Raw genomic sequence first — 26,999 nt, forward strand, 5'->3', positions numbered from 1 at the left:
ACTACGCGACAGTGTGCGAACGACGCCCAAACAAAAAGCCCCGCATCGCGGGGCTTTTCGTTTGATACCGATGGAACTCGCTTACTCGGCGACTTCAACCGGCTCCGCACTCTCGTCCGGGCGATCCATCAGCTGGACGAATGCCATCGGCGCATTGTCGCCGACGCGGAAGCCCATCTTAAGGATGCTCAGGTAACCGCCATTGCGGTTAGCATAGCGGGGGCCGAGCACGTCGAAGATCTTGCACACGACTTCGCGGTCACGCAGACGCGAGAAGGCGAGGCGGCGGTTCGACAGGTTCGGCGTCTTGCCGAGGTTGATCAGCGGCTCGACGACGCGGCGCAGTTCCTTGGCCTTCGGAACCGTGGTCTTGATGGCCTCGTGGCGCAGCAGCGACACGGCCATGTTGCGGAACATCGCTTCGCGATGCGAGCTGGTGCGGTTAAGCTTTCTGAGACCGTTACGATGACGCATGGTGACTCCGTATAAATTATGCGGCCACCGCGGGTCAGGCAGGTGGCCGGTTCATCTTGTATCCGGCGCGGTGCGCCGGTACGGTGTTATGCCCGATCGAGGCCGGCGGGCGGCCAGTTCTCGAGCTTCATGCCCAGCGTGAGACCACGCGAGGCAAGCACTTCCTTGATTTCGTTCAGCGACTTGCGACCCAGGTTCGGGGTCTTCAGCAGCTCGTTCTCGGTACGCTGGATCAGATCGCCGATGTAATAGATGTTCTCGGCCTTCAAACAGTTGGCCGAACGCACCGTCAGCTCCAGGTCATCGACCGGGCGCAGCAGGATCGGATCGATCACCGCCGGCTTGCGCTGCTCGACGGCCGGCGCCGTACCTTCCAGCTCGGCGAACACCGACAGCTGATCAACCAGCACGCGGGCAGCGTAGCGCACCGCCTCTTCCGGCTCGACAGCACCGTTGGTTTCGACATCCATCACCAGACGATCGAGGTCGGTACGCTGTTCGACGCGCGCCGACTCAACCGAATAGCTCACGCGGCGAACCGGGCTGAAGCTCGCATCGAGAACGATGTGACCGATCGCCTTGTTCTCCGAAGAGCTCTGACGAACGGTACCCGGCACGTAACCACGGCCCTGTTCGATCTTGAACTGGAGATCCAGCTTGCCACCCGGCGCAACGTGAGCGATCACGTGTTCCGGGTTGACAATCTCGACATCGTGCGTGACTTCGATATCGCCAGCCGTCACGACGCCTTCGCCGTTACGCGACAGGCGCAGGTAAGCCTCGGACCGGTTGTGCAGCTTCAGCACGACACCCTTCAGATTCAGCAGGATGTCGACCACATCTTCACGCACGCCGTCCAGCGTCGAGTACTCGTGCAGAACGCCTTCGATCTGCACTTCGGTCGGCGCGTAGCCGGGCATCGACGACAGGAGAATGCGACGGAGCGCGTTGCCCAGCGTGTGCCCGAACCCGCGTTCGAACGGCTCCATCACAACGCGTGCGTGAGCCGGGGAAAGATTTTGTACGTCAATGATTCGCGGTTTCAAGAGAGCATTGCTTTGCATCTGCAGTCCTCAGTGACGTCAGCAGGCTGATCGCACCAGCGATCAGCGGGAGTACAGTTCGACGACCAGACTTTCGTTGATCGTCGAGGGCAGGTCGGTACGGGCCGGCAGCGACTTGAACACGCCGCGTGCAGCCTTGGAATCGACGTCCAGCCACTCGGGGAAACCGCGCGAAGCCTGGGCTTCGAGCGCGCCCTTCGAGCGCAGATGGCCCTTGGCACGTTCGGTCAGCTCGACCACATCACCCGGACGCACTTCGTACGACGGGATGTTGACGCGCTTGCCGTTGACCAGCACGCCGTTGTGACGCACGACCTGACGCGACTCGGCACGCGAAGCGCCAAAACCCATGCGGTAAGCAACCGTATCCAGGCGGCTTTCCAGCAGTTGCAGCATGTTCTCGCCGGTCTGACCCTTGCGGCGTTCAGCCTCGGCATACACGCGGCGGAACTGACGCTCGAGCACGCCGTAGATGCGACGGATCTTCTGCTTTTCACGCAGCTGCTGACCGAAACCGGACAGACGCTGGCCGGACTTTTGTCCGTGCTGCCCCGGGGCATACGAGCGGCGCTCGATGGCGCACTTGTCGGTGAAGCACTTTTCGCCCTTCAGGAAGAGCTTTTCGCCTTCACGACGGCATTGACGGCACTTCGCGTCGAGATTACGAGCCATTCTCTAATTCCTCTTAGATGCGCCGACGCTTGGGCGGACGGCAACCGTTGTGCGGGATCGGCGTGATGTCGGTGATCGACGAAATCTTGATGCCGAGCGCATTCAGCGCACGAACGGCCGACTCGCGACCCGGGCCGGGACCCTTGATGCGGACTTCCAGGTTCTTCACACCGCATTCGACAGCGACCTTGCCAGCGGCCTCTGCGGCCACCTGTGCTGCAAACGGCGTGCTCTTGCGCGAACCCTTGAAGCCGGCGCCGCCCGACGTTGCCCACGACAGGGCGTTGCCCTGACGGTCGGTGATCGTGATGATGGTGTTGTTGAAGGAAGCGTGAATGTGCGCGATGCCTTCCGCGACGTTCTTCTTGACCTTCTTCCGGACTTTTGCAGCACTCTTGACCATGATCGTGTCCTATTGCTTATTTCTTGGCGCCAGCGATCGACTTGCGCGGACCCTTGCGGGTGCGGGCATTCGTGCGGGTGCGCTGACCACGCAGCGGCAGGCCACGACGATGACGAACACCGCGATAGCAGCCCAGATCCATCAGGCGCTTGATGTTCATCGTCACTTCACGGCGCAGGTCACCCTCGATGGTGAACTTGCCGACCTCTTCCCGCAGCCGATCCATTTCGGCCTCCGAGAGGTCCTTGATCTTCGTCGTGCGGGCAATGCCGGCAGCGTCGCAAATCTTTTGTGAGCGGGAACGACCAACCCCGAAAATCGCCGTCAGAGCGATCTCGGTGTGCTGGTGGTTAGGAATGTTAACGCCGGCGATACGGGCCATGCAGTCACCCCGAAAAGCGAAACCTTAAATGTTATCAAAGACCACTAGCTAACGTCAACCTTGACGCTGCTTGTGACGCGGATCAGCACAAATGATGCGGACGACACCGTGGCGACGGATCACCTTGCACTTGCGGCAGACGCGCTTTACAGATGCTTGGACTTTCATCCCATTTCTCCAACTGGAACCAAACGCCGGACCTACTTGGCGCGAAACACGATGCGACCTTTGCTCAGGTCATAAGGCGTGAGCTGCACCGTTACCTTGTCACCGGGCAGAATGCGGATGTAGTGCATCCGCATCTTTCCGGATATGTGCCCGAGAACCACGTGTCCGTTTTCGAGCTTCACGCGAAACGTCGCATTCGGCAGGGTTTCAACAACTTCACCCTGCATTTCAATGACATCTTCCTTGGACATAGCTACCTAACGCGTCGGGAACCCAGCCCCGCGGAAATTCGCCTTCTTCAGAAGGCTCTCGTACTGATGAGACATCACGTACGCCTGCACCTGGGCCATGAAATCCATCGTCACTACAACGATGATCAGCAACGATGTGCCGCCGAAGTAGAACGGAACATTCCACTTCAGGATCAGGAACTCAGGCAACAGACAGACCAGCGTGATGTACACCGCACCGACCAGGGTGAGACGCGTCAGGATCTTGTCGATATAGCGCGCCGTCTGTTCGCCCGGACGGATGCCCGGAACGAAGGCACCGCTCTTCTTCAGGTTGTCCGCAGTCTCCTTGGCGTTGAAAACCAGCGCCGTATAGAAGAAGCAGAAGAAAACGATTGCCGTCGCATACAGCAACACGTAGATCGGCTGACCGGGCGACAACGTGGCGGCCAGATCCTTCAGCCAGCGTGTGCTGTCCGTCGTTGCGAACCAGCCGGCCAGCGTCGCCGGGAAAAGGATGATCGACGACGCGAAAATCGGCGGAATGACACCGGCCATGTTCAGCTTCAACGGCAGGTGCGAACTCTGTCCGCCATACACCTTGTTACCGACCTGACGCTTCGCGTAGTTGACCAGGATCTTGCGCTGACCACGTTCTACGAAAACCACCACTGCAGTCACAGCAAACACCAGCGCAACGATGAACAGCGCCGTCAGCTCGTGCATCGCACCGGTATTCACAAGCTCGAGAAGTCCGCCGATGGAACCCGGAAGCCCTGCAGCGATACCCGCAAAGATGATGATCGAGATACCGTTGCCAATGCCGCGTTCGGTGATCTGTTCGCCCAACCACATCAGGAACATTGTCCCGGTGATCAGAGTCGAGATCGTCACGAAGCGGAACATCATTCCCGGATCGAGCACCAGTCCCTGCTGCGACTCAAGCGCAACGGAAATACCGAAGGCCTGGAACAGCGCGAGCGCCAGCGTGCCGTAACGCGTGTACTGCGTGATCTTGCGACGGCCCGCCTCACCTTCCTTCTTCAGCGCCTCAAGAGACGGCACTGCGACGGTGAGCAGCTGCATGATGATCGACGCCGAGATGTACGGCATGATCCCCAGCGCGAAGATCGTGAAACGCGACAACGCACCGCCGGAGAACAGGTTGAATACGCCGAGGATGCCGCCCTGCTGCCCCTGGAAAAGTTCCGCGAGACGAGCAGGATCGATACCCGGGACCGGAATGTGCGCACCGAGGCGATAGACCAGCAGCGCGCCTGCGAGGAACCACAGGCGACGCCACAGATCACCGAACTTGGCGCTACGGCCGGGCTGCTGGGCGGCAGTAACCAACGCTTACTCTCCGACCTGGCCGCCAGCGGCTTCGATCGCCGCGCGCGCACCCTTGGTCGCACCGATGCCCTTGAGCACGACGCGGCGGGTGATCTCGCCCGACAGAACCACCTTGGCAGACAGCGCGTCGCGAGACACGAGGCCAAACTGCTTGAGCACCAGCAGATCAACGTCCTCGACCGGCAGACGCGACAGCGACGAAAGATTGACTTCCTCGTTGCGGGCACGCGTCAGCGACGTGAAGCCACGCTTCGGCAGACGGCGCTGCAGCGGCATCTGGCCGCCTTCGAAACCGACGCTCTTCCAGCCGCCCGAACGCGACTTCTGACCCTTGTGGCCGCGGCCGCAGGTCTTGCCCAGGCCACTGCCCATGCCGCGACCGACGCGACGGCGCGCGTGCTTCGAGCCCTCGCCGGGCTTGATGTCATTCAGTTCCATTTAAGCCTCGACCTTCAGCAGGTAAGACACCTTGGTGACCATGCCGCGGACTGCCGGCGTGTCCTCAAGGACGACGGTGTGATGCAGACGGCGCAGACCCAGGCCGCGCACCGTGGCGCGGTGATCCTGCTTGCGACCGATCAGGCTCTTCACCAGAGTGACCTTCAGAGTTTTATCAGCCATCACAGACCTCAGCCGAGAATGTCCGCCACGGTCTTGCCGCGCTTGGCGGCAATCTCCGACGGCGTGCTCATGCGCAGCAGGCCGTTAAGCGTGGCGCGCACGAGGTTGTAAGGATTCGACGAGCCGAGCGACTTGGCGACGACGTCCGTCACGCCCATCACTTCGAACACGGCGCGCATCGGACCACCGGCGATGATGCCGGTACCGGCTGCGGCCGGCTGGATCAGCACGGTCGACGCGCCATGGTGGCCGACGATCGGATGATGGAAGCTGCCATCGCGAAGGCTCACACGAACCATCTTGCGACGCGCCTCTTCCATCGCCTTCTGCACGGCCACCGGCACTTCACGCGCCTTGCCCTTGCCCATGCCGATTCCGCCGTCGCCGTCACCGACCACGGTCAGAGCCGCGAAACCGAGAATACGACCACCCTTCACCACTTTGGTGACACGGTTGATCGACACCATTTTTTCACGCAGGCCGTCGTCGCGTTCTTCCTGGGCCTGGTTTTGCTTGCGTTGCGGTTTAGCCATCGCTTGAGTCGCCTGATCAGTTAGAACTTGAGACCGCCTTCGCGGGCGGCCTCAGCGAGCGCCTTGATACGGCCGTGGTACTTGAAACCACCACGATCGAATGCCACCTGCTCGATACCTTGCGCGCGAGCGCGCTCGGCAATCAGCTTGCCGACCAGCGTGGCCGCCTTCACGTTGCCGCCGTTGCTCACTTCCTTGCGCACCGACTCTTCGATGGTCGACGCAGCCGCGAGCACGCGGGTGCCGCAACCGGAATAGACCTGCGCGTAGATGTGGCTGTTGCTGCGGTGAACCGACAGACGAACGGCCTTCAGTTGGGCGATGCGCGCACGGGTCTGGCGGGAGCGGCGCAGACGGGAAATGTTCTTGTCCATGTTCGTCACCCTTACTTCTTCTTGGTCTCTTTGATCACCACCACTTCGTCCGCGTAGCGAACGCCCTTACCCTTGTACGGCTCGGGCTGGCGATACGCGCGGACTTCAGCGGCGACCTGACCAACGAGTTGCTTGTCGACACCCTTGATGCGGATTTCCGTCGGCGCCGGCGTTTCCACTTTGATGCCTTCGGGCATCTGATGAACGACCGGGTGCGAGAAACCAAGCGACAGGTTCAGCTTGTCGCCTTGCGCCTGCGCCTTGTAGCCCACGCCGACCAGCAGCAGCTTGCGCTCGAAACCCTGGGTGACACCCTGAACCATGTTCGCGACCAGCGCGCGCATGGTCCCGGAAAGCGCCTTGGTATTCTCGGCGCCTTCGATCTGACCGAAACGGATCTCGCCGCCATCGACAGTGACCGAAACAGCCGGGTTGATCACGCGGCGGATCTGGCCGAGCGGACCCTTGACCGACAGCTCGCCGTTGCTCAGGGCAACGTCGACACCCTTCGGTACAACAACTGGATTCTTTGCAATACGTGACATGTCTTCGTCCTCAAGCCACGATGCACAGCACTTCGCCGCCGACCTTCTCGGCGCGGGCCTTGCGATCGGTCATGACGCCACGGGGCGTCGAAACGATGGCCACACCCAGACCGTTCATCACGCGAGGCAGATCGTCCATGCCGCGGTAAACGCGAAGACCAGGACGACTGACGCGCTCGATGCGCTCGATGACGGGGCGGCCCGAGTAATACTTCAGGACCAGTTCCAGCTCAGCCTTGCCACCATCGGTGCGCACGCTGAAACCGTCGATATAACCTTCGGACTGCAGCACCCCGGCGATCGCCACCTTGAGTTTCGAGGACGGCATGACAACAGAGCCCTTCTGTGCCATTTGTGCATTGCGGATGCGGGTCAGCATGTCCGCAATCGGATCACTCATGCTCATCTTGTACCCCTGTTACCAACTAGCCTTGACCATGCCGGGCACTTCGCCGCGGAAGGCCGCTTCACGCAACTTGTTGCGGCAAAGACCGAATTTGCGGAACACACCGCGCGGACGCCCGGTTTGCTCGCAACGATTGCGAAGACGCGTCGGGCTGGAATTGCGCGGCAGCGCTTGCAGCTTCAGGCGAGCGGAAGCACGATCTTCGTCGGACGCGGACATGTCAGCGATGACAGCCTCGAGCGCAGCGCGCTTGGCAGCAAACTTCGCGACCAACTTCTCACGCTTCTCTTCACGGTTTTTCAATGCCAACTTGGCCATGGCAACCTCAATTCTTGAACGGGAACTTGAACGCGGCGAGCAGAGCCTTGGCTTCCTCGTCGGTCTTGGCGGTCGTCGTGATGCTGATGTTCATTCCACGGACCTTGTCGACCTTGTCGTACTCGATTTCCGGGAAAATGATCTGTTCCTTGATGCCGATGTTGTAGTTGCCACGGCCGTCGAAACCCTTGCCGGACACACCACGAAAGTCACGCACGCGCGGCATCGCCACGGTGATCAGACGATCCAGGAATTCGAACATGCGGGGACCGCGCAGCGTCACCATGCAGCCGATCGGATAACCCTCACGGATCTTGAAACCCGCGATGGCCTTACGGGCCTTGGTGACGACCGGCTTCTGACCAGCGATCTTGACCATGTCGCCCACGGCGTGTTCAAGAACCTTCTTGTCACCCACCGCTTCGCCGACACCCATGTTCAGCGTGATCTTGGTGATGCGCGGAACTTCCATCACCGACTTGTAACCGAAGCGAGCCGTCAAATCGCCCACAACGGTTGCCTTGTAAAAATCTTGCAAGCGCGCCATTGTCGTTCCTTAAGCCTTGACCAACTCGCCATTCGACTTGAAGAAACGGACCTTCGTACCGTCTTCAAGCGTCTTGATGCCCACACGATCACCCTTGCTGGTGGCCGGGTTGAACAGCGCAACATTCGAAATGTCGATCGGCATTTCCTTCTCGACGATGCCGCCCTGCTGACCCTTCATCGGGTTCGGCCGCTGATGCTTCTTCACGCGGTTTACGCCCTCAACCAGAACCGAGCGCTCATCAACGCGACGCAGCACGGTACCGCGGCGACCGCGATCCTTACCCGTCAGCACCACCACTTCATCGCCCTTGCGAATCTTTTCCATCTGACTCTCCAGCCTGGCCTCAGAGAACTTCCGGCGCCAGCGAAACGATCTTCATGAAACGCTCGCCGCGCAGCTCACGCGTGACCGGCCCGAAAATGCGGGTACCGATCGGCTCGAGCTTGTTGTTCAGAAGCACTGCGGCATTGCCGTCGAACTTCACGAGCGAACCGTCCGGACGACGCACACCCTTCGCAGTGCGAACAACCACCGCGTTATAGACCTCGCCCTTCTTGACGCGACCGCGGGGCGCAGCATCCTTGATGCTGACCTTGATCACATCGCCAATACCGGCGTAACGGCGCTTGGAACCACCCAGCACCTTGATACACATGACCGAGCGCGCGCCGGTGTTGTCGGCCACGTTCAGCATGGATTGCATCTGGATCATTTGTTATCTCCAACTTATCCCGCTCTGAGAGCGGTCAGTCTTGGACCCGTCAGGGTGTAGGACGAGCCCAACAAAACTTTGAGGCTCGGCGAAGCAAAGCGCGCCACAATAGCACGCAGGGAGGGACTACACAAGCCCCTCCCTGAAATACATCTTCAGATCACGCGAGCCTGTTCTACAACCTGCGTAACCTTCCACGCCTTCGTACGGCTGATCGGGCGGCACTCTTCGATCTGAACCAGATCGCCTTCGTGCGCTTCGAGGCCTTCGACGTGCGCGTGATACTTCTTCGACCGCATAATCACCTTGCCGTAGAGCGGGTGCTTCACACGACGCTCCACCAGAACGGTCACGGTCTTGTCCATCTTGTCGCTGACCACTCGGCCGACCAGCGTGCGATGAACCTTTTGATTGGTCTCGCTCATTTCGTACTCGCTTTCTGTTGCAGCAGGGTACGAACGCGCGCGATATCGCGGCGCACGTTCTTAAGTTCGCTGGTGTTGGTCAGCTGTTGAGTGGCCTTCTGCATGCGCATCGAAAACTGCGCCTTCAGGAGATCCATCAACTCCTTGTTCAATTCAGCGGCATCTTTCGTCCGCAGATCCTTGGCTTTCATCGCTTACCCCAGCTGTCGCACGACAAAGGTGGTTTCGAGCGGGAGCTTGGCTGCTGCCAGGCGGAACGCCTCGCGCGCCAGCGCCTCGTCGACGCCGTCCATCTCGTACAGCACCTTGCCCGGCTGAATTTCCGCAACCCAGTATTCCGGATTGCCCTTGCCGTTACCCATACGCACTTCCGCCGGCTTCTTCGAGATCGGCTTGTCGGGGAAAATGCGAATCCAGATACGACCACCGCGCTTGATGTGACGCGTCATCGCACGACGTGCGGATTCAATCTGACGAGCCGTCAGACGACCGCGCGACGTGGCCTTGAGACCGTACTCGCCAAAGGAAACCTTGGTGCCGCGGGTGGCGAGGCCCGTATTGCGGCCCTTCTGCTCCTTACGGTACTTTCTTCTCGCCGGCTGCAGCATTGCTAGCTCCTGACTTTCTGACTCGTTGCTGAGTGGACTTCACGTCGGCATCCCCTGCCGGTGCGCCGCCTTCGGGCTTCGCATCACGAGCGGGACGGCGGCCTGCCGGGCGGTTGTCGCCTTCGGGGCGACGACCGTCACGACGCGGACGACGTGCGTTATCGTTTTCTTCGGTAACAGCAGGCGCTTCGCCGCGGGCGAGCATCTCACCCTTGAACACCCACACCTTGATACCGATCACACCGTAGGTCGTCTTCGCTTCCGACGTACCGTAATCGATGTCTGCACGCAGCGTGTGCAGCGGCACGCGACCTTCGCGATACCACTCACGGCGAGCAATCTCGATACCGTTCAGGCGACCCGACGACATGATCTTGATGCCCTGGGCGCCGAGGCGCATTGCGTTCTGCATGGCGCGCTTCATCGCGCGGCGGAACATGATGCGCTTCTCGAGCTGCTGGGCGATCGAATCGGCGATCAGTTGCGCATCGATCTCCGGCTTGCGGATTTCCTCGATGTTGACGTGCACCGGCACGCCCATCATCTTGGCCAGTTGCGCCTTGATCAGCTCGATCTCTTCGCCCTTCTTGCCGATCACCACGCCCGGACGGGCCGAGTACACGGTGATACGGGCATTCTTCGCCGGGCGCTCGATGACCACGCGGCCGACGGACGCGTGCGCCAGCTTCTTCTTCAGGAACGCGCGAACTTGCAGATCCTGATTGAGCATGCGCGGGAAGTCCTTGCTGGACGCGAACCAGCGCGAAGCCCAGTTATGCGTGACCGCCAGACGGAAGCCGGTCGGATGAATCTTCTGTCCCATAACCTTCAGTCTCCAACCGTGACGAACACGTGGCAGGTCGGCTTCACGATGCGATTACCGCGTCCCTTGGCCCGGGCGGTGAAGCGCTTGAGCACAACACCCTTTTCCACGTAAATGGTCTTCACCTTGAGGCTGTCGATATCGGCACCATCGTTATGCTCGGCATTGGCGATTGCGGACTCGACGACCTTCTTGATGATCTTTGCGCCCTTCTTGGGGCTGAAAGCCAGAATATTCAGAGCCTGACTGACCGACTTGCCGCGGATCAGATCGGCGACCAGCCGACCCTTTTGCGCCGACAGACGCACACCGCGAAGATTTGCACGGGTTTCCATTGTCATCGCTCCTTACTTCTTCGCTTTCTTGCCTGCGGTGTGACCCTTGAACGTACGGGTCAGCGCAAACTCGCCCAGCTTGTGACCGACCATGTTTTCCGAAACATAGACCGGAATATGCTGGCGACCGTTATGCACGGCGATGGTGAGACCGATGAAGTCCGGCAGGACGGTCGAACGACGCGACCAGGTCTTGATCGGACGCTTGTCATTCGACGCGCGAGCCGTGTCCACCTTGGCCAGCAGGTGGGCGTCGACGAACGGGCCTTTCTTGATTGAACGTGCCATTGCCTACCTCTTATCGCTTGTAGCGGCGCTGCACGATCATGTTGCTCGTGCGCTTGTTGCTGCGGGTGCGGTAGCCCTTGGTCGGCTGACCCCACGGGCTGACGGGAACGCGGCCTTCACCGGTACGACCCTCACCACCACCGTGCGGGTGATCGATCGGGTTCATCACGGTACCGCGAACCGTCGGACGCACACCGCGCCAACGGGTTGCGCCGGCCTTGCCAAGCTTGCGCAGGTTGTTTTCTTCGTTGCCCACTTCGCCGATGGTCGCGCGGCACTCAACGTGCACACGACGGATTTCACCGGAACGCAGACGCAGTTGGGCGTAGGTGCCTTCGCGCGCCAGCAACTGAACTGACGTACCCGCAGCGCGCGCCAGCTGCGCGCCCTTGCCCGGCGTCATTTCGATGCAATGCACCGTCGAACCGACCGGAATGTTGCGCAGCGGCAGAGCGTTGCCCGACTTGATCGGCGCTTCCGAACCACTGACCACCTGCTGACCGATCACCATGCCCTTCGGAGCAATGATGTAGCGGCGCTCGCCATCGGCGTAGCACAGCAGCGCGATATGCGCCGAACGGTTCGGGTCGTACTCGATGCGCTCGACCGTAGCGACGATGCCGTCCTTGTTGCGACGGAAGTCGATCACGCGATACTGCTGACGGTGACCACCACCCTTGTGACGGGTCGTGATCCGGCCGTGATTGTTGCGACCCGAGGTCTTGTTCTGACTCTCGGTGAGCGAATCAACCGGACGGCCCTTGTAGAGGGTCGGATTGACGACCTTGACGACGGCGCGGCGGCCGGCCGAAGTCGGCTTGACTTTGACGAGTGCCATTAGACAGCCCCTCCTTCAGCGAACTCGATGTCCTGGCCCGGCTTGATGCGCACAAAGGCCTTCTTCCAGTCGCTGCGACGGCCGAACGTGCGGCCGAAACGCTTGATCTTGCCTTTCACGTTCAAGACCTGAACCGACAGGACTTCGATCTTGTTGTCGCCCTTGCTGAACAGCAGTTCGACCGCAGCCTTGATCTCCGGCTTGGTAGCATCCGGCGCAACCTTGAACACGACCTGGTTGTTACGGTCGGCAATAAAGGTCGCCTTCTCGGAAATCTGCGGCGCGAGCAGAACCTGCATCAGCCTTTCCTGCGAAAAGTTGCTCATGCCCACATCTCCTCGAATTTGCTCATCGCGCTGCGCGTGACCAGCACCTTGCCGAAGCGGATGAGCGAAACCGGATCCGTCTCGTGCGCTTCCAGGACCAGCACGTTGTGCAGGTTGCGCGAAGACAGGAACAGGTTCTCATCGAGTTCGTCGGTGATCACGAGCACCGAATCCAGACCCATGCCCTTGAGCTTGCTCGACAGCAGCTTGGTCTTCGGAGCCTCGACATTGAAACTCTCGACCACAGCGATGCGGTCTTCGCGAGCCAGCTGCGAGAGGATCGCGGCGATGCCGGCGCGATACATCTTGCGATTGACCTTCTGCGAGAAGTTCTCGTCGGGCGAGTTCGGGAAGATGCGGCCGCCACCACGCCACAGCGGGCTGGACGACATACCGGCGCGTGCGCGACCGGTGCCCTTCTGACGCCACGGTTTGCGCGTGGTGTGCTTGACCAGCGTACGGTCCTTCTGAGCGCGGGTACCCTGGCGAGCGTTGGCCTGATAGGCCACGACCACCTGATGAACCAGCGCTTCGTTGTACTCGCGGGCGAACAGCGCGTCCGGTGCTTGCACCGTCGCCGCCTGTTGACCGGCGTCGTTCAAAACCTTCAATTCAGCCATCGCGCTCTCCTCAGCCCTTGACCGCCGGCAGCACGACAACGTCGCCGCCCTTGGAACCCGGAATTGCGCCCTTGATGAGCAGCAGCTGACGGGCCTCGTCGATACGCACGACCTCCAGCCCCTGTTGGGTGCACTTGACGTCACCGAGGTGACCGGCCATGCGCTTGCCCGGGAAAACGCGACCCGGGTCCTGCGCCATACCGATCGAACCCGGCGAGTTGTGCGAGATCGAGTTACCGTGCGACGCACGGTTGGACGAGAAGTTGTGGCGCTTGATGGCACCGGCAAAGCCCTTACCGATGGACGTACCCGTCACATCGACCTTCTGGCCTACCGAAAACACCGAGGCGGGGCTGATCACATCACCCGCCTTGAATTCGGCGAGCTTGCCAGCGTCCACACGGAATTCACGCAGCACCTCACCGGCCTCGACACCTGCCTTGGCGAAATGACCTGCGGCGGCTTTGTTCACGCGAGTAGCGCGACGCTTGCCGAAAGCGACCTGCACCGAGGTGTAACCGTCGGTTTCTGCTGTCTTGATCTGGGTGACGCGATTGTTCGACACATCCACGACCGTCACCGGAACGGTTTGCCCGTCATCGGTGAAAATACGCGTCATGCCGACCTTGCGACCCACAAGGCCTAGAGTCATGTTTTTCTCCTCATCCCGGTTGCGATTGACCGGGATCCGTTTCAACTGCCACCGGAACATCCGATGACGCTTACCGGCAAAAAAAACGCCGGAAAAGACTGCACTTACTGAAGCTTGATCTCGACATCCACACCCGCCGGCAGATCGAGCTTCATCAATGCGTCGACGGTCTTGTCGGTCGGATCGATGATGTCCATCAGGCGAACATGGGTACGGATTTCAAACTGATCGCGCGAACTCTTGTTCACGTGCGGCGAACGCAGCACGTTGAAACGCTCGATGCGGGTCGGCAGCGGCACGGGACCACGAACGACGGCACCGGTGCGCTTTGCGGTATCCACAATCTCAAGAGCCGACTGATCGATCAGGCGATAGTCGAATGCCTTGAGGCGGATACGGATCTTCTGGCTTTGCATTGGATTTTCCCAAAGAGCGAAAGAGCAAAGCCGGGTAGCACAAGCCACCCGGCGCAAAAGCTGACGATTGTACTAATTATTCGACGATCTTTGCAACCACGCCGGCGCCGACGGTACGACCGCCTTCGCGGATCGCGAAGCGCAGACCTTCTTCCATCGCGATCGGGGCGATCAGCTTCACCGTGATCGACACGTTGTCACCCGGCATCACCATTTCGGTGCCGGCCGGCAACTCGATCGAGCCGGTCACGTCCGTCGTACGGAAGTAGAACTGCGGGCGGTAGCCGTTGAAGAACGGCGTGTGACGACCACCTTCTTCCTTCGACAGCACGTAGATCTCGGCCGTGAAATGCGTGTGCGGCTTGATCGAGCCCGGCTTGGCCAGAACCTGACCACGCTCCACGTCTTCACGCTTGGTGCCGCGCAGCAGCACGCCAACGTTGTCGCCCGCCTGACCCTGATCCAGCAGCTTGCGGAACATTTCAACGCCGGTGCAGGTGGTCTTCACCGTCGGCTTGATACCGACGATTTCGATTTCCTCACCGACCTTTACGATACCGCGCTCGATACGACCGGTCACCACGGTGCCGCGGCCCGAGATCGAGAACACGTCTTCGATCGGCATCAGGAAGGCGCCATCCACTGCGCGCTCCGGCGTCGGGATGTAGCTGTCCAGCGCAGCGGCCAGCGCCATGATGGCACCTTCACCCAGGTCGGTCTTGTCGCCTTCCAGCGCCTTCAGAGCCGAGCCCTTGACGATGGGCACGTCGTCGCCCGGGAAGTCGTACTTCGACAGCAGCTCGCGCACTTCCATTTCAACCAGCTCGAGCAGCTCGGCGTCGTCAACCATGTCGCACTTGTTCAGGAACACGACGATGTACGGCACACCGACCTGGCGGGCCAGCAGGATGTGTTCGCGCGTCTGCGGCATCGGGCCGTCAGCGGCCGAACACACCAGGATGGCGCCGTCCATCTGGGCGGCACCGGTAATCATGTTCTTCACGTAGTCGGCGTGACCCGGGCAATCAACGTGCGCGTAGTGACGGGTGGCCGTTTCGTACTCAACGTGCGCCGTGTTGATCGTGATGCCGCGTGCCTTCTCTTCCGGCGCTGCGTCGATCTGATCGTACGCCTTCGCCTCACCACCGAACTTCGACGACAGAATCGTCGTGATCGCCGCCGTCAGCGTCGTCTTGCCATGGTCAACGTGACCAATCGTGCCCACGTTCACGTGCGGCTTGGTGCGCTCAAACTTTCCCTTTGCCATTTCTAACCCCTAAATCCCAAAACTCACTTCTTGTTGATGATGGCGTCAGCGACGTTCTTGGGCGCTTCCGCGTAATGCTTGAATTCCATCGAGTAGGTTGCGCGACCTTGGCTCAGCGAGCGCAGCGTGGTCGAGTAACCGAACATCGACGCGAGCGGCACTTCAGCCTTGATTGCCTTGATACCACCCGGCAGGTCTTCCATGCCCTGGACGATGCCGCGACGACCGGACAGGTCACCCATGACGTTGCCCATGTAGTCCTCAGGCGTCTCCACCTCGACGGCCATCATCGGCTCGAGCAGAACCGGGCTGGCCTTGCGCATCGCATCCTTGAAGGCCATCGAAGCAGCCATCTTGAACGCGTTTTCGTTCGAGTCCACGTCGTGGTAGGAGCCATCAAACAGCGTGACCTTCACATCCACCACCGGGAAGCCAGCCAGAACACCGTTCGGCAGGGTTTCCTGCAGGCCGCGATCGACAGCCGGGATGAACTCGCGCGGCACGGTACCGCCCTTGATCGCATCGACGAACTGATAGCCCTTGCCCGGCTCGTTCGGCTCAAGCTTGATCCAGACGTGGCCGTATTGACCGCGACCACCGGACTGCTTGACGAACTTGCCTTCCTGCTCAACCGACTTGCGCACGGCCTCGCGATAGGCCACCTGCGGCGCACCAACGTTTGCCTCGACACCGAACTCGCGCTTCATGCGATCAACGATGATTTCGAGGTGCAACTCACCCATGCCCGAAATGACGGTCTGACCGGATTCTTCGTCGGTACGCACGCGGAAGGACGGATCCTCCTGCGCCAGACGACCCAGCGCCAGGCCCATCTTTTCCTGGTCACCCTTGGTCTTCGGCTCGACGGCGACGTGAATCACCGGCTCCGGGAATTCCATGCGCTCGAGCGTGACTTCGGCATCGGGATCACACAACGTTTCACCAGTGGTCACCGACTGAAGGCCGATCGCAGCAGCGATGTCGCCCGCACGAACCTCTTCGATTTCCTGGCGATCGTTGGCGTGCATCTGCACCAGACGGCCGATACGTTCCTTCTTGCCCTTGACCGGGTTGTACACCGTATCACCGGACTTCAGAACGCCCGAATAGACGCGAATGAAGGTGAGCTGACCGACGTACTTGTCCGACATCAGCTTGAACGCGAGTGCCGAGAACTTCTCGTCGTCAGCCGCTGCACGCTCAACCTGCTCGTCGTTTTCACCGATGCCCTTAACCGGCGGAATATCAACCGGGGACGGCAGGAAGTCGACGACGGCATCCAGCATGCGCTGCACACCCTTGTTCTTGAATGCGGTACCGCACAGCATCGGCTGGATCTCGCCAGCGATGGTGCGAGTGCGCAGACCCAGGATGATGTCAGCCTCGGAGAGCTCACCGCTCTCGAGGTACTTGTTCATCATCTCTTCGCTGGACTCAGCAGCCGCCTCGACCATCTTCTCACGCCACTCTTCACACGTGGATTGCAGCTCGGCAGGAATGTCCTCGTACGAGAACTTGATGCCTTGCGAAGCCTCATCCCACAGAATGGCCTTCATCTTGATGAGGTCGACGACGCCCTTGAAGTTCTCTTCCGCACCGATGGGCACAACCACCGGAACCGGATTCGCGCTCAGACGAGTCTTCAGCTGTTCGTACACCTTGAAGAAGTTGGCACCGGTACGGTCCATCTTGTTCACGAAGGCGAGACGCGGCACACCGTACTTGTTGGCTTGACGCCACACGGTTTCCGACTGCGGCTGAACGCCACCCACGGCGCAGTAGACCATGCACGCACCGTCGAGCACACGCATCGAGCGCTCAACTTCGATCGTGAAGTCGACGTGACCCGGGGTGTCGATGATGTTGATGCGATGCTCGGGGTAGTTGCCGCCCATACCCTTCCAGAAGGTGGTCACGGCAGCGGAGGTGATGGTGATGCCACGCTCCTGCTCCTGTTCCATCCAGTCCGTCGTGGCGGCGCCATCATGCACCTCACCCAGCTTGTGGTTGACGCCGGTGTAGTAAAGAATCCGCTCGGTCGTCGTCGTCTTGCCGGCGTCGATGTGAGCGGAAATGCCGATGTTCCGGTAGCGCTCGATCGGTGTCTTGCGTGCCACGATACAGTCCTTTGAAACAAGAGGCCGCCACAAGTGGCGGCCAGTCAGTTAAGCGAAATTTGGAATCAGAAGCGGAAGTGCGAGAACGCCTTGTTGGCATCCGCCATCCGGTGAACTTCGTCTCGCTTCTTCATTGCAGCGCCGCGACCCTCAGCCGCTTCCAGCAGCTCGGCAGCCAGACGCAGCCCCATCGACTTCTCGGAACGCTTGCGCGCAGCCTCACGCAGCCAGCGCATCGACAGCGCCATGCGACGCGACGGACGCACCTCAACCGGGACCTGGTAGTTGGCACCACCAACACGGCGGCTCTTCACCTCGACCACCGGCTTGACGTTGTTGATCGCCTGGGAAAACACCTCGAGCGGATCCTTGCCACTCTTGGTCTTGATCTGGTCAAAGGCGCCATAGACGATACGCTCGGCAACAGACTTCTTGCCGGCAGACATCAGCACATTGACAAACTTGGAAAGCTCGACACTACCGAATTTCGGATCCGGCAGAATGTCCCGCTTGGGTACTTCGCGACGACGCGGCATTTTTTAACCCCTCAATCTCTTGCGATTACGCTTTCTTCGGACGCTTGGCGCCGTACTTCGAACGGGACTGCTTACGATCCTTCACACCCTGAAGATCGAGCGAGCCGCGGACGATGTGGTAGCGCACACCCGGCAGATCCTTCACACGGCCGCCGCGAATCAGCACAACCGAGTGTTCCTGCAGGTTGTGGCCTTCACCGCCGATGTAGGAAATGACCTCGAAGCCGTTGGTCAGACGCACCTTGGCGACCTTACGGAGCGCCGAGTTCGGCTTCTTCGGGGTCGTGGTGTACACGCGGGTGCAGACGCCGCGCTTTTGCGGGCAGGCTTCGAGAGCCGGCACCTTGGATTTGCTTACCGGCGACGTGCGCGGCTTGCGTACAAGCTGATTGATGGTTGGCATTTTTTCGAGATTCCAAAAGACCGGAGGCGACGCCTATCCAGTGGCCCGCCTCCGCGACTCGTTCGCCTTGAGCCCGCTACGGTTGGCGGACCCACAAAGAGGCCGGATTATAGGCACATAAAAACAACAGGGTCAACCCCGCGGCATTGTCCAAATACCGCGGGGTTGTGCTCTCTACTGCGTAAGACGATTACTGCGCTTCACCCGCATCGGCGTCCGCCGTCACGGGGTCATCACCGAACAGCACGCGATCGGCTGCCGCGGCGTCGTCGCCGACAGCCTGGGCACGACGGGTGCGGTGGTAGGCCAGACCCGTACCGGCCGGGATCAAGCGACCGACGATGACGTTTTCCTTCAGGCCGCGCAATTCGTCGCGCTTGCCCATGATGGCCGCCTCGGTCAGCACGCGCGTCGTTTCCTGGAAGGACGCCGCGGAGATGAACGAGTCGGTCGACAGCGAGGCCTTGGTAATACCCAGCAGCATGTACTGGTATTCGGCCGGACGCTTGCCTTCGGCGACCAGACGATCGTTCTCGTCGAGCACCTCGGAACGTTCGACCTGTTCCTCGCGGATGAACTTCGAATCGCCGGAATCGACGATGACCACGCGACGCAGCATCTGGCGGACGATCACCTCGATGTGCTTGTCGTTGATCTTCACGCCCTGCAGACGGTACACGTCCTGCACTTCGTCGATGATGTAGCGCGCCAGTTCCTCGACACCCTTCAGACGCAGGATGTCGTGCGGCTCGACTGCGCCGTCGACGATCACCTCGCCCTTGTTCACCACCTGGCCGTCGTGCACCGTGACGTGCTTGTCCTTCGGGATCAGGAACTCGTTCACCGTGCCATCCGGCTCGGTGATCACCAGACGCTGCTTGCCCTTGGTGTCCTTGCCGAACGACACCGTACCGGTGACTTCGGCCAGCAGGCCTGCGTCCTTCGGCGAACGGGCCTCGAACAGCTCGGCCACGCGCGGCAGACCACCGGTAATGTCGCGGGTCTTCGCGGACTCCTGCGGGATGCGCGCCAGCACGTCACCAACGCTGACCGCCTGACCGTCCTTCACGGTGATGATGCAACCCACCTGGAAGGTGATCGACACGGCCGTATCGGTACCGGCGATCTTCACTTCGTCGCCCGACTCGGTCAGCAGCTTCACCTGCGGGCGCAGGCCCTTGGTGCTGGTGCTGCGACGCTTCGGATCGATAACCACCAGCGTCGTCAGGCCGGTCACGTCATCGACCTGCTTCGCCACGGTCACGCCTTCCTCGACGTGTTCGAAGCGCACGATGCCCGAGTACTCGGTAATGATGGGGCGGGTATGCGGATCCCAGGTCGCCAGGCCGGTACCGGCCTTGATGGTCTGACCTTCATCGACCTGCAGCGTCGCACCGTACGGCACCTTGTGGCGCTCGCGCTCACGCCCGTGATCATCGGTGATGATGATTTCGGCACTGCGCGCGATGACGATCTTCTCGTTCTTCGCACTGGTGACGTAGCGCATGTTCTGCGTGAAGCGGATGACACCCGCGCTCTTTGCCTCCACACCGCTGGCGGCGGCAGCTCGCGAAGCCGCACCACCGACGTGGAAGGTACGCATGGTCAGCTGCGTGCCCGGCTCACCAATCGACTGAGCGGCGATCACGCCTACCGCCTCGCCGGCGTTCACGATCTGGCCGCGACCGAGGTCGCGACCGTAGCACTGGGCGCACAGGCCGTAGCGCGTTTCGCAGGTCAGCGGCGTACGCACCTTCACCTCATCGACGCCGAGCGAATCCATCAGATCGCAACGGTCTTCGTCGATCAGTTCACCGGCGTAGATCACCGTTTCCTGCGTCTCCGGATTGACGACGTCGGCAGCCGTCACGCGGCCGAGCACCCGCTCGCGCAGCGGCTCGATCACTTCACCGCCCTCGACCAGCGCCTTCATGACGAAGCCTTCGGCCGTGCCGCAATCGTCTTCGGTGACCACCAGATCCTGCGTCACATCGACCAGACGACGGGTCAGGTAACCGGAGTTCGCGGTCTTCAGCGCCGTATCGGCCAGACCCTTACGGGCGCCGTGGGTCGAGATGAAGTACTGCAGAACGTTCAGACCTTCACGGAAGTTCGTCGTGATCGGCGTTTCGATGATGGAGCCGTCCGGCTTCGCCATCAGGCCCCGCATACCGGCAAGCTGACGGATCTGGGCGGCGGAACCGCGGGCACCGGAGTCGGCCATCATGTAGATGGAGTTGAACGACTCCTGCTTCACCGTGTTGCCGTTGCGATCGACCGTATCTTCCTGACCGAGCTGGTCCATCATCGCCTTTGCGACCTGGTCACCGGCGCGGCCCCAGATGTCCACCACCTTGTTGTAGCGCTCGCCGTCGGTCACCAGACCCGAGGTGTACTGCTGGGCGATTTCCTTCACCTCCGCTTCGGCGGCGCTGATGATGGTGTGCTTGGCGTCCGGCACCAGCATGTCCTTCACCGCGATCGAAATGCCGGCGCGGGTCGCGAGACCGAAACCGGCCTGCATCAGCTTGTCGGCAAAGATGACGGTTTCGCGCAGGCCGCAGCGACGGAAGCTGTGGTTCACCAGCTTCGAGATTTCCTTTTTCTTCAGCGGCTTGTCGAGCACCGAGAACGGCAGGCCCGGCGGCAGGATTTCTGCCAGCATGGCGCGACCGACCGTGGTGTCGTAGCGCGTGATCTTCTCGCGCTTCTCACCGTCGACGACTTCGACTTCGCGGATGCGCACCGCCACCTTCGAGTGCAGTTCGACGAAGCCGTTCTCGTAGGCGCGGCGCATTTCGTTCACGTTCGCGAACATCATGCCCTCGCCCTTGCCGTTGATCTTGGCGCGGGTGGCGTAGTACAGACCGAGCACGATGTCCTGCGACGGCACGATGATCGGCTCGCCGTTGGCCGGCGACAGCACGTTGTTCGACGCCAGCATCAGCGTGCGCGCTTCCATCTGCGCTTCCAGTGACAGCGGCACGTGGACGGCCATCTGGTCACCGTCGAAGTCGGCGTTGAACGCCACGCAGACCAGCGGGTGCAGCTGAATGGCCTTGCCTTCGATCAGCGTCGGCTCGAACGCCTGGATGCCGAGACGGTGCAGCGTCGGCGCGCGGTTCAGCATGACCGGATGTTCGCGGATCACCTCTTCCAGGATGTCCCACACCTCCGGCACTTCCTGCTCGACCAGCTTCTTGGCGGCCTTGATGGTGGTCGCCATGCCGTTCAGTTCGAGCTTGTTGAAGATGAAGGGCTTGAACAGCTCGAGCGCCATCTTCTTCGGCAGGCCGCACTGATGTAGCTTGAGCTGCGGACCGACCACGATGACCGAACGGCCGGAGTAGTCGACGCGCTTGCCCAGCAGGTTCTGACGGAAACGGCCGCCCTTGCCCTTGATCATGTCGGCCAGCGACTTCAGCGGGCGCTTGTTGGCACCGGTCATCGCCTTGCCGCGACGACCGTTGTCGAGCAGCGAATCCACCGCCTCCTGCAGCATGCGCTTTTCGTTGCGCACGATGATTTCAGGCGCCTTCAGTTCGAGCAGACGCTTCAGGCGGTTGTTGCGGTTGATGACGCGGCGGTACAGGTCGTTCAGGTCGGAAGTCGCGAAGCGGCCGCCGTCCAGCGGCACCAGCGGACGCAGGTCCGGCGGCAGCACCGGCAGCACTTCCAGAATCATCCACTCGGGCTTGATGCCCGAATGCTGGAAGCCTTCCAGAATCTTCAGTCGCTTGGAAATCTTCTTCATCTTCGCTTCTGAGCTGGTGGCTTCCAGCTCGCCGCGAAGCTTCTCGACTTCACGGTTCAGGTCGAGCGAGCGCAGCATGCCGCGCACGCCTTCCGCACCCATGAACGCGGTGAAGTCGTCGCCGTATTCCTCGACCTTGGCCAGATAGTCGTCTTCCGACAGCAGTTGGCCGCGGTTCAGCGGCGTCATGCCCGGATCGACGACGACATAGCCTTCGAAGTACAGCACGCGCTCGATGTCGCGCAGCGTCATGTCGAGCACCATGCCCAGACGCGACGGCAGCGACTTCAGGAACCAGATGTGCGCGGTCGGGCTGGCCAGCTCGATGTGGCCCATGCGCTCGCGACGCACCTTGGACAGCGTGACTTCAACGCCGCACTTCTCGCAGATGACGCCGCGGTGCTTCAGACGCTTGTACTTGCCGCACAGGCACTCGTAATCCTTGACCGGGCCAAAGATCTTGGCGCAGAACAGGCCGTCCCGCTCCGGCTTGAAGGTGCGGTAATTGATCGTTTCCGGCTTCTTGACTTCGCCGTAGGACCAGGAACGGATCTTGTCCGGCGACGCGAGACCGATGGTGATCGCGTCGAACTCTTCTTCCTGCGTGACCTGCTTGAAAAGATCCAGCAATGCTTTCATGGCAACTCCTTTGGGGCTAGTGGCTAGGGGCTAGGCGGAACGCTTTCGCGCCCAGTCCTAGAACCGCTCCAAATCAATGTCGATGGCCAGGGATCGGATTTCCTTCACCAGCACGTTGAACGACTCCGGCATGCCGGCATCGATCTTGTGCTCGCCCTTGACGATGTTTTCGTAGACCTTGGTACGGCCGGTCACGTCATCGGACTTCACGGTGAGCATTTCCTGCAGCGTGTAGGAAGCGCCATACGCTTCCAGCGCCCACACTTCCATCTCACCGAAACGCTGACCACCGAACTGCGCCTTGCCGCCCAGCGGCTGCTGCGTGACCAGCGAGTACGGGCCGGTCGAGCGGGCGTGCATCTTGTCGTCGACCAGGTGATGCAGCTTCAGCACGTGCATGTAGCCCACGGTGACCTGGCGCTCGAAGGCCTCGCCGGTGCGTCCGTCGTACAGCGTCATCTGGCCGCCAGCCGGCATGTCGGCCAGTTCCAGCATGCGGCGGATTTCGCCTTCGTGCGCACCGTCGAACACCGGCGTCGCGAACGGCACGCCGTGCTTCAGGTTGCTTGCCAGCTCCAGCACTTCGCCGTCGTTCAGCGAGGCGATATCTTCACTGGTGCCGCTGCGGTTGTAGATCTCGTCGAGGAATGCGCGCAGTTCGGCCATATTGGCCTGACGGCGCAGCATCGCGTCGATCTTCTTGCCGAGGCCGCGTGCCGCCATGCCGAGGTGGGTTTCCAGGATCTGACCGATGTTCATCCGCGACGGCACGCCGAGCGGGTTCAGCACGATGTCGACCGAGGTGCCGTCTTCCATGTAGGGCATGTCTTCGATCGGCGTGATCTTGGACACGACACCCTTGTTGCCGTGACGACCGGCCATCTTGTCACCCGGCTGCAGACGACGCTTCACCGCCAGATAGACCTTGACCATCTTTTGCACACCCGGCGGCAGCTCGTCGCCCTGGGTCAGCTTCTTCTTCTTCAGCTCGAAGGCAAGGTCGAAGTCGGTGCGCGTCTTCTCCAGCGACTCGCGCAGGCTTTCCAGCTGACCTGCGATGTCCTCTTCGGCCATGCGGATGTCGAACCAGCTGTGCGGCTCGACGCCATCCAGATACTCACGCGTGATGGTCGCGCCCTTGGCCAGACGCTTCGGGCCGCCGTTGGCCACGCGGCCGATCAGCAGACGCTCGATACGGGCGAAGGTGTCGCGTTCGACGATGCGCATCTGGTCGCCCAGATCCTGGCGGTAGCCGCGCAGCATGTCGTCGATGATGGACTGCGCGCGCTTGTCGCGCTCGATGCCTTCGCGCGTGAACACCTGCACGTCGATCACCGTGCCGTTCATGCCCGAAGGCACGCGCAGCGAGGTGTCCTTCACGTCCGAGGCCTTCTCGCCGAAGATGGCGCGCAGCAGCTTCTCTTCAGGCGTCAGCTGGGTTTCGCCCTTCGGCGTCACCTTGCCGACCAGCACGTCACCGGCTTCGACTTCGGCGCCGATGTACACGATGCCGGACTCGTCCAGACGGCCGAGCTGTGCTTCGCCGAGCGAGGCGATGTCGCGCGTGATTTCCTCTGGGCCCAGCTTGGTGTCGCGGGCGACCACGGTCAGCTCTTCGATGTGAACCGACGTGAAGCGATCTTCAGCGACGACGCGCTCCGACAGCAGGATCGAATCCTCGAAGTTGTAGCCGTTCCACGGCATGAAGGCCACCAGCATGTTCTGGCCGAGGGCCAGTTCGCCGAGGTCGGTCGAGGCACCGTCGGCCACCACGTCGCCCTTGGCGATGATGTCGCCGATCTTCACGACCGGACGCTGGTTGATGTTGGTGTTCTGGTTCGAGCGCGTGTACTTGACCAGGTTGTAGATGTCGACGCCGACTTCGCCCGGCACGGTTTCCTCGTCATTGACGCGGACCACGACACGGCTGGCATCGACGTAGTCGACCACACCGCCGCGCAGCGCCTGCACCGCCGTACCCGAGTCGACCGCCACGGTGCGTTCGATGCCGGTACCGACGAAGGCCTTCTCCGGACGCAGGCAGGGCACGGCCTGGCGCTGCATGTTGGCGCCCATCAGTGCGCGGTTCGCGTCGTCGTGTTCGAGGAACGGAATCAGCGATGCAGCAACCGACACGATCTGGCCCGGCGCGATGTCCATGTACTGGACCTGGTCGGGCGTCGACAGCATGAATTCGCCCTTGTGGCGGCAGGACACCAGCTCGTCGCTCAGTGCACCTTCACCATCCAGCGAGGCATTCGCCTGCGCGATCACGTACTTGCCTTCCTCGATCGCCGACAGGAAGTCGATCTGGTCGGTCACGCGGCCGGCATCGACGCGGCGATACGGCGTTTCCAGGAAACCGTACTTGTTGGTGCGGGCATACAGCGCGAGCGAGTTGATCAGGCCGATGTTCGGACCTTCAGGCGTTTCGATCGGGCACACGCGGCCATAGTGGGTCGGGTGCACGTCGCGCACTTCGAAGCCTGCGCGCTCGCGCGTTAGACCGCCCGGACCCAGAGCGGACACGCGACGCTTGTGCGTGATTTCCGACAGCGGGTTGGTCTGGTCCATGAACTGCGACAGCTGGCTGGAACCGAAGAACTCCTTGATCGCGGCCGAAATCGGCTTGGCGTTGATCAGGTCATGCGGCATCAGGTTGTCCGACTCGGCCTGCGACAGGCGTTCCTTCACCGCACGCTCGACACGCACCAGACCGGCGCGGAATTGGTTCTCGGCAAGTTCGCCGACAGAACGCACGCGGCGGTTGCCGAGGTGGTCGATATCGTCGATCTCGCCCTTGCCGTTGCGCAGATCCACCAGGATCCTGATCACGTCGACGATGTCTTCGTTCGACAGCGTCGGCGCGCCTTCGATGGCGTCACGACCGACACGGCGGTTGAACTTCATGCGGCCAACGGCCGACAGGTCGTAGCGCTCTTCCGAGTAGAACAGGCCGTGGAACAGCGTTTCCACCGCATCTTCGGTGGGCGGCTCGCCCGGACGCATCATGCGGTAGATGGCCACGCGGGCCGACCACTGATCGGCGGTCTCATCGGTACGCAGGGTCTGCGAGATGTAGGGGCCGCGGTCCAGATCGTTGGTGTACAGCGTGCTGATCTCGCCGACGCCGGCGGCCGACATCTTGGCCAGCAGGTCTTCGGTGATTTCGTCGTTCGCGTTGGCGAGGATTTCGCCGCTGTCCTGATCGACGACGGCGGTCGCGATCACGCGGCCGACCAGGAAGTCTTCCGGCACGGCGATGGATTCGGTGCCCGATTCGGCCAGTTCACGGATGTGCTTGGCGGTGATGCGCTTGTCCTTGGCGACCACGACCTTGCCCGACGCATCGACGATGTCGAACTTGGCGATCTCGCCACGCAGACGTTCCGGCACCAGCTTCATTTGGATGCCGCTCTTCGACGCCAGGTTGAAGCTGTCGAAGTCGAAGAAGGTTTCGAGGATCTGTTCCGGCATCATGCCGATGGCCTTCAGCAGGATGGTCACCGGCATCTTGCGGCGACGGTCCACGCGGAAGTACAGGTAGTCCTTCGGGTCGAATTCGAAGTCGAGCCAGGAGCCGCGATACGGGATGATGCGAGCGGAGAACAGCAGCTTGCCCGAACTGTGCGTCTTGCCGCGGTCGTGCTCGAAGAACACGCCGGGCGAACGGTGCAGCTGGCTGACGATGACACGCTCGGTGCCATTGATGACGAAGGAGCCGGTGGTCGTCATGAGCGGAATTTCGCCCATGTACACTTCCTGCTCCTTCACTTCCTTGATCGTTTCCTTCGGCGCTTCGCGGTCCATGATGACCAGACGGACGCGCGCGCGCAGCGGGCTGGCAAAGGTCAGACCGCGCTGATGACATTCCTTCACATCGAAGGCCGGTTCGCCCAGCATGTAATGGACGAACTCGAGACGGGCATTGCCGGAGTGCGAGCTGATCGGGAAGATCGACGTGAATGCGGCCTGCAGGCCCTGATTGCGACGATGCTCGAGCGGCACGTCGGTCTGCAGGAACTGCGTGTAGGACTCCAGCTGGGTGGCCAGCAGGAAGGGCACGTCGAGCACCGCATCGCGCTTGGCAAAACTTTTGCGGATGCGTTTCTTCTCGGTGTAGGTATAGGCCATGAAATCTCCGGAC

At 61.2% G+C, this 26,999-nt stretch carries 35 protein-coding genes; all 35 read right to left on the reverse strand.

The annotated features are described in order from the left end of the window. Window positions 1-81: 81 nt before the first annotated feature. The gene (gene rplQ, locus WDZ97_RS11895) at window positions 82-474 is read right to left on the reverse strand and encodes a 50S ribosomal protein L17 (RefSeq protein ID WP_020647632.1); all 393 of its coding nucleotides are present in this window, start codon (window positions 472-474) and stop codon (window positions 82-84) included. 86 nt (window positions 475-560) lie between these two features. Continuing rightward, entirely contained in the window at window positions 561-1,538 is a 978-nt protein-coding gene (locus tag WDZ97_RS11900) for a DNA-directed RNA polymerase subunit alpha (protein WP_024300631.1), read from the reverse strand. A 42-nt stretch (window positions 1,539-1,580) separates the two neighbouring features. After that, window positions 1,581-2,210 carry a 30S ribosomal protein S4 gene (rpsD, locus tag WDZ97_RS11905; RefSeq protein WP_019919613.1) on the reverse strand — a complete coding sequence of 210 codons (630 nt, stop codon included), beginning with the start codon at window positions 2,208-2,210 and terminating at the stop codon, window positions 1,581-1,583. Between the two features lie 13 nt (window positions 2,211-2,223). Continuing rightward, the gene (gene rpsK, locus WDZ97_RS11910; RefSeq protein WP_008061749.1) at window positions 2,224-2,613 is read right to left on the reverse strand and encodes a 30S ribosomal protein S11; all 390 of its coding nucleotides are present in this window, start codon (window positions 2,611-2,613) and stop codon (window positions 2,224-2,226) included. A 16-nt stretch (window positions 2,614-2,629) separates the two neighbouring features. After that, a complete protein-coding gene (gene rpsM, locus WDZ97_RS11915; protein ID WP_019919614.1) occupies window positions 2,630-2,995 on the reverse strand; it encodes a 30S ribosomal protein S13 in 366 nt (121 codons plus the stop codon). A 54-nt stretch (window positions 2,996-3,049) separates the two neighbouring features. After that, on the reverse strand, window positions 3,050-3,163 hold the full coding sequence (rpmJ, locus tag WDZ97_RS11920) for a 50S ribosomal protein L36 (RefSeq protein WP_081627205.1): 114 nt from the start codon (window positions 3,161-3,163) through the stop codon (window positions 3,050-3,052). Window positions 3,164-3,195: 32 nt separating this feature from the next. Then, window positions 3,196-3,414 (reverse strand): translation initiation factor IF-1, encoded by a 219-nt coding sequence (infA, locus tag WDZ97_RS11925; RefSeq protein WP_008061745.1) that lies wholly within the window; start codon window positions 3,412-3,414, stop codon window positions 3,196-3,198. A gap of 6 nt (window positions 3,415-3,420) precedes the next feature. Further along, window positions 3,421-4,746: a preprotein translocase subunit SecY gene (gene secY, locus WDZ97_RS11930; RefSeq protein ID WP_019919615.1), complete on the reverse strand. Its 1,326-nt coding sequence runs from the start codon at window positions 4,744-4,746 to the stop codon at window positions 3,421-3,423. Window positions 4,747-4,749: 3 nt separating this feature from the next. Then, entirely contained in the window at window positions 4,750-5,184 is a 435-nt protein-coding gene (rplO, locus tag WDZ97_RS11935; RefSeq protein WP_019919616.1) for a 50S ribosomal protein L15, read from the reverse strand. After that, window positions 5,185-5,367, reverse strand: a complete 183-nt coding sequence (rpmD, locus tag WDZ97_RS11940) for a 50S ribosomal protein L30 (protein WP_425762881.1) — start codon at window positions 5,365-5,367, stop codon at window positions 5,185-5,187. It abuts the gene before it with no gap. Window positions 5,368-5,375: 8 nt separating this feature from the next. Beyond that, a complete protein-coding gene (gene rpsE, locus WDZ97_RS11945) occupies window positions 5,376-5,900 on the reverse strand; it encodes a 30S ribosomal protein S5 (RefSeq protein ID WP_304001125.1) in 525 nt (174 codons plus the stop codon). Window positions 5,901-5,920: 20 nt separating this feature from the next. Further along, on the reverse strand, window positions 5,921-6,274 hold the full coding sequence (rplR, locus tag WDZ97_RS11950; protein WP_019919618.1) for a 50S ribosomal protein L18: 354 nt from the start codon (window positions 6,272-6,274) through the stop codon (window positions 5,921-5,923). A gap of 11 nt (window positions 6,275-6,285) precedes the next feature. After that, the gene (gene rplF, locus WDZ97_RS11955) at window positions 6,286-6,819 is read right to left on the reverse strand and encodes a 50S ribosomal protein L6 (RefSeq protein WP_304001126.1); all 534 of its coding nucleotides are present in this window, start codon (window positions 6,817-6,819) and stop codon (window positions 6,286-6,288) included. A 10-nt stretch (window positions 6,820-6,829) separates the two neighbouring features. After that, window positions 6,830-7,225, reverse strand: coding sequence for a 30S ribosomal protein S8 (rpsH, locus tag WDZ97_RS11960; RefSeq protein WP_019919620.1), 396 nt, complete (start codon window positions 7,223-7,225; stop codon window positions 6,830-6,832). A gap of 12 nt (window positions 7,226-7,237) precedes the next feature. Continuing rightward, window positions 7,238-7,543, reverse strand: a complete 306-nt coding sequence (gene rpsN, locus WDZ97_RS11965; RefSeq protein WP_019919621.1) for a 30S ribosomal protein S14 — start codon at window positions 7,541-7,543, stop codon at window positions 7,238-7,240. Between the two features lie 7 nt (window positions 7,544-7,550). Next, on the reverse strand, window positions 7,551-8,090 hold the full coding sequence (gene rplE / locus WDZ97_RS11970) for a 50S ribosomal protein L5 (protein WP_019919622.1): 540 nt from the start codon (window positions 8,088-8,090) through the stop codon (window positions 7,551-7,553). A 9-nt stretch (window positions 8,091-8,099) separates the two neighbouring features. After that, window positions 8,100-8,417 carry a 50S ribosomal protein L24 gene (gene rplX / locus WDZ97_RS11975; RefSeq protein WP_019919623.1) on the reverse strand — a complete coding sequence of 106 codons (318 nt, stop codon included), beginning with the start codon at window positions 8,415-8,417 and terminating at the stop codon, window positions 8,100-8,102. Window positions 8,418-8,436: 19 nt separating this feature from the next. Then, window positions 8,437-8,805 (reverse strand): 50S ribosomal protein L14, encoded by a 369-nt coding sequence (rplN, locus tag WDZ97_RS11980; RefSeq protein WP_008061731.1) that lies wholly within the window; start codon window positions 8,803-8,805, stop codon window positions 8,437-8,439. A gap of 155 nt (window positions 8,806-8,960) precedes the next feature. Next, window positions 8,961-9,230 carry a 30S ribosomal protein S17 gene (gene rpsQ / locus WDZ97_RS11985; RefSeq protein ID WP_018228087.1) on the reverse strand — a complete coding sequence of 90 codons (270 nt, stop codon included), beginning with the start codon at window positions 9,228-9,230 and terminating at the stop codon, window positions 8,961-8,963. After that, entirely contained in the window at window positions 9,227-9,421 is a 195-nt protein-coding gene (gene rpmC / locus WDZ97_RS11990; protein WP_019919624.1) for a 50S ribosomal protein L29, read from the reverse strand. The genes rpsQ and rpmC overlap by 4 nt, the downstream gene beginning before the upstream one ends. A gap of 3 nt (window positions 9,422-9,424) precedes the next feature. After that, window positions 9,425-9,838: a 50S ribosomal protein L16 gene (gene rplP, locus WDZ97_RS11995; RefSeq protein WP_008061728.1), complete on the reverse strand. Its 414-nt coding sequence runs from the start codon at window positions 9,836-9,838 to the stop codon at window positions 9,425-9,427. Further along, window positions 9,807-10,661, reverse strand: coding sequence for a 30S ribosomal protein S3 (gene rpsC, locus WDZ97_RS12000; RefSeq protein ID WP_019919625.1), 855 nt, complete (start codon window positions 10,659-10,661; stop codon window positions 9,807-9,809). Before rpsC ends, rplP begins: the two co-directional genes overlap by 32 nt. Before the next feature lie 5 nt (window positions 10,662-10,666). Next, the gene (rplV, locus tag WDZ97_RS12005) at window positions 10,667-10,996 is read right to left on the reverse strand and encodes a 50S ribosomal protein L22 (RefSeq protein WP_020163430.1); all 330 of its coding nucleotides are present in this window, start codon (window positions 10,994-10,996) and stop codon (window positions 10,667-10,669) included. Window positions 10,997-11,008: 12 nt separating this feature from the next. Then, window positions 11,009-11,284: a 30S ribosomal protein S19 gene (gene rpsS, locus WDZ97_RS12010; RefSeq protein WP_008061716.1), complete on the reverse strand. Its 276-nt coding sequence runs from the start codon at window positions 11,282-11,284 to the stop codon at window positions 11,009-11,011. Between the two features lie 10 nt (window positions 11,285-11,294). Next, window positions 11,295-12,122 (reverse strand): 50S ribosomal protein L2, encoded by an 828-nt coding sequence (rplB, locus tag WDZ97_RS12015; protein ID WP_425762882.1) that lies wholly within the window; start codon window positions 12,120-12,122, stop codon window positions 11,295-11,297. Continuing rightward, window positions 12,122-12,448, reverse strand: coding sequence for a 50S ribosomal protein L23 (gene rplW / locus WDZ97_RS12020; protein WP_020163428.1), 327 nt, complete (start codon window positions 12,446-12,448; stop codon window positions 12,122-12,124). The genes rplB and rplW overlap by 1 nt, the downstream gene beginning before the upstream one ends. Beyond that, window positions 12,445-13,068, reverse strand: coding sequence for a 50S ribosomal protein L4 (gene rplD / locus WDZ97_RS12025; protein WP_304001128.1), 624 nt, complete (start codon window positions 13,066-13,068; stop codon window positions 12,445-12,447). The genes rplW and rplD overlap by 4 nt, the downstream gene beginning before the upstream one ends. Before the next feature lie 10 nt (window positions 13,069-13,078). Then, window positions 13,079-13,720 (reverse strand): 50S ribosomal protein L3, encoded by a 642-nt coding sequence (gene rplC / locus WDZ97_RS12030; protein WP_024300633.1) that lies wholly within the window; start codon window positions 13,718-13,720, stop codon window positions 13,079-13,081. A 104-nt stretch (window positions 13,721-13,824) separates the two neighbouring features. Then, window positions 13,825-14,136 (reverse strand): 30S ribosomal protein S10, encoded by a 312-nt coding sequence (rpsJ, locus tag WDZ97_RS12035; RefSeq protein ID WP_018413334.1) that lies wholly within the window; start codon window positions 14,134-14,136, stop codon window positions 13,825-13,827. Between the two features lie 76 nt (window positions 14,137-14,212). Further along, entirely contained in the window at window positions 14,213-15,403 is a 1,191-nt protein-coding gene (tuf, locus tag WDZ97_RS12040; protein ID WP_019915275.1) for an elongation factor Tu, read from the reverse strand. Between the two features lie 23 nt (window positions 15,404-15,426). Further along, on the reverse strand, window positions 15,427-17,520 hold the full coding sequence (gene fusA, locus WDZ97_RS12045) for an elongation factor G (RefSeq protein WP_019915265.1): 2,094 nt from the start codon (window positions 17,518-17,520) through the stop codon (window positions 15,427-15,429). Window positions 17,521-17,585: 65 nt separating this feature from the next. Beyond that, complete coding sequence (gene rpsG / locus WDZ97_RS12050; RefSeq protein WP_019915266.1) at window positions 17,586-18,056, reverse strand: 30S ribosomal protein S7; 471 nt, start codon at window positions 18,054-18,056, stop codon at window positions 17,586-17,588. A gap of 25 nt (window positions 18,057-18,081) precedes the next feature. After that, the gene (gene rpsL, locus WDZ97_RS12055; RefSeq protein WP_008061703.1) at window positions 18,082-18,459 is read right to left on the reverse strand and encodes a 30S ribosomal protein S12; all 378 of its coding nucleotides are present in this window, start codon (window positions 18,457-18,459) and stop codon (window positions 18,082-18,084) included. 190 nt (window positions 18,460-18,649) lie between these two features. After that, window positions 18,650-22,852, reverse strand: a complete 4,203-nt coding sequence (gene rpoC / locus WDZ97_RS12060; RefSeq protein WP_304001131.1) for a DNA-directed RNA polymerase subunit beta' — start codon at window positions 22,850-22,852, stop codon at window positions 18,650-18,652. A 57-nt stretch (window positions 22,853-22,909) separates the two neighbouring features. Further along, a complete protein-coding gene (gene rpoB, locus WDZ97_RS12065) occupies window positions 22,910-26,986 on the reverse strand; it encodes a DNA-directed RNA polymerase subunit beta (protein ID WP_019915268.1) in 4,077 nt (1,358 codons plus the stop codon). Window positions 26,987-26,999 lie beyond the last annotated feature (13 nt).

Origin of the sequence: Methyloversatilis sp. MC4-4 (genome assembly GCF_049843555.1) — a bacterium.
Taxonomy (GTDB): domain Bacteria; phylum Pseudomonadota; class Gammaproteobacteria; order Burkholderiales; family Rhodocyclaceae; genus Methyloversatilis; species Methyloversatilis discipulorum_B.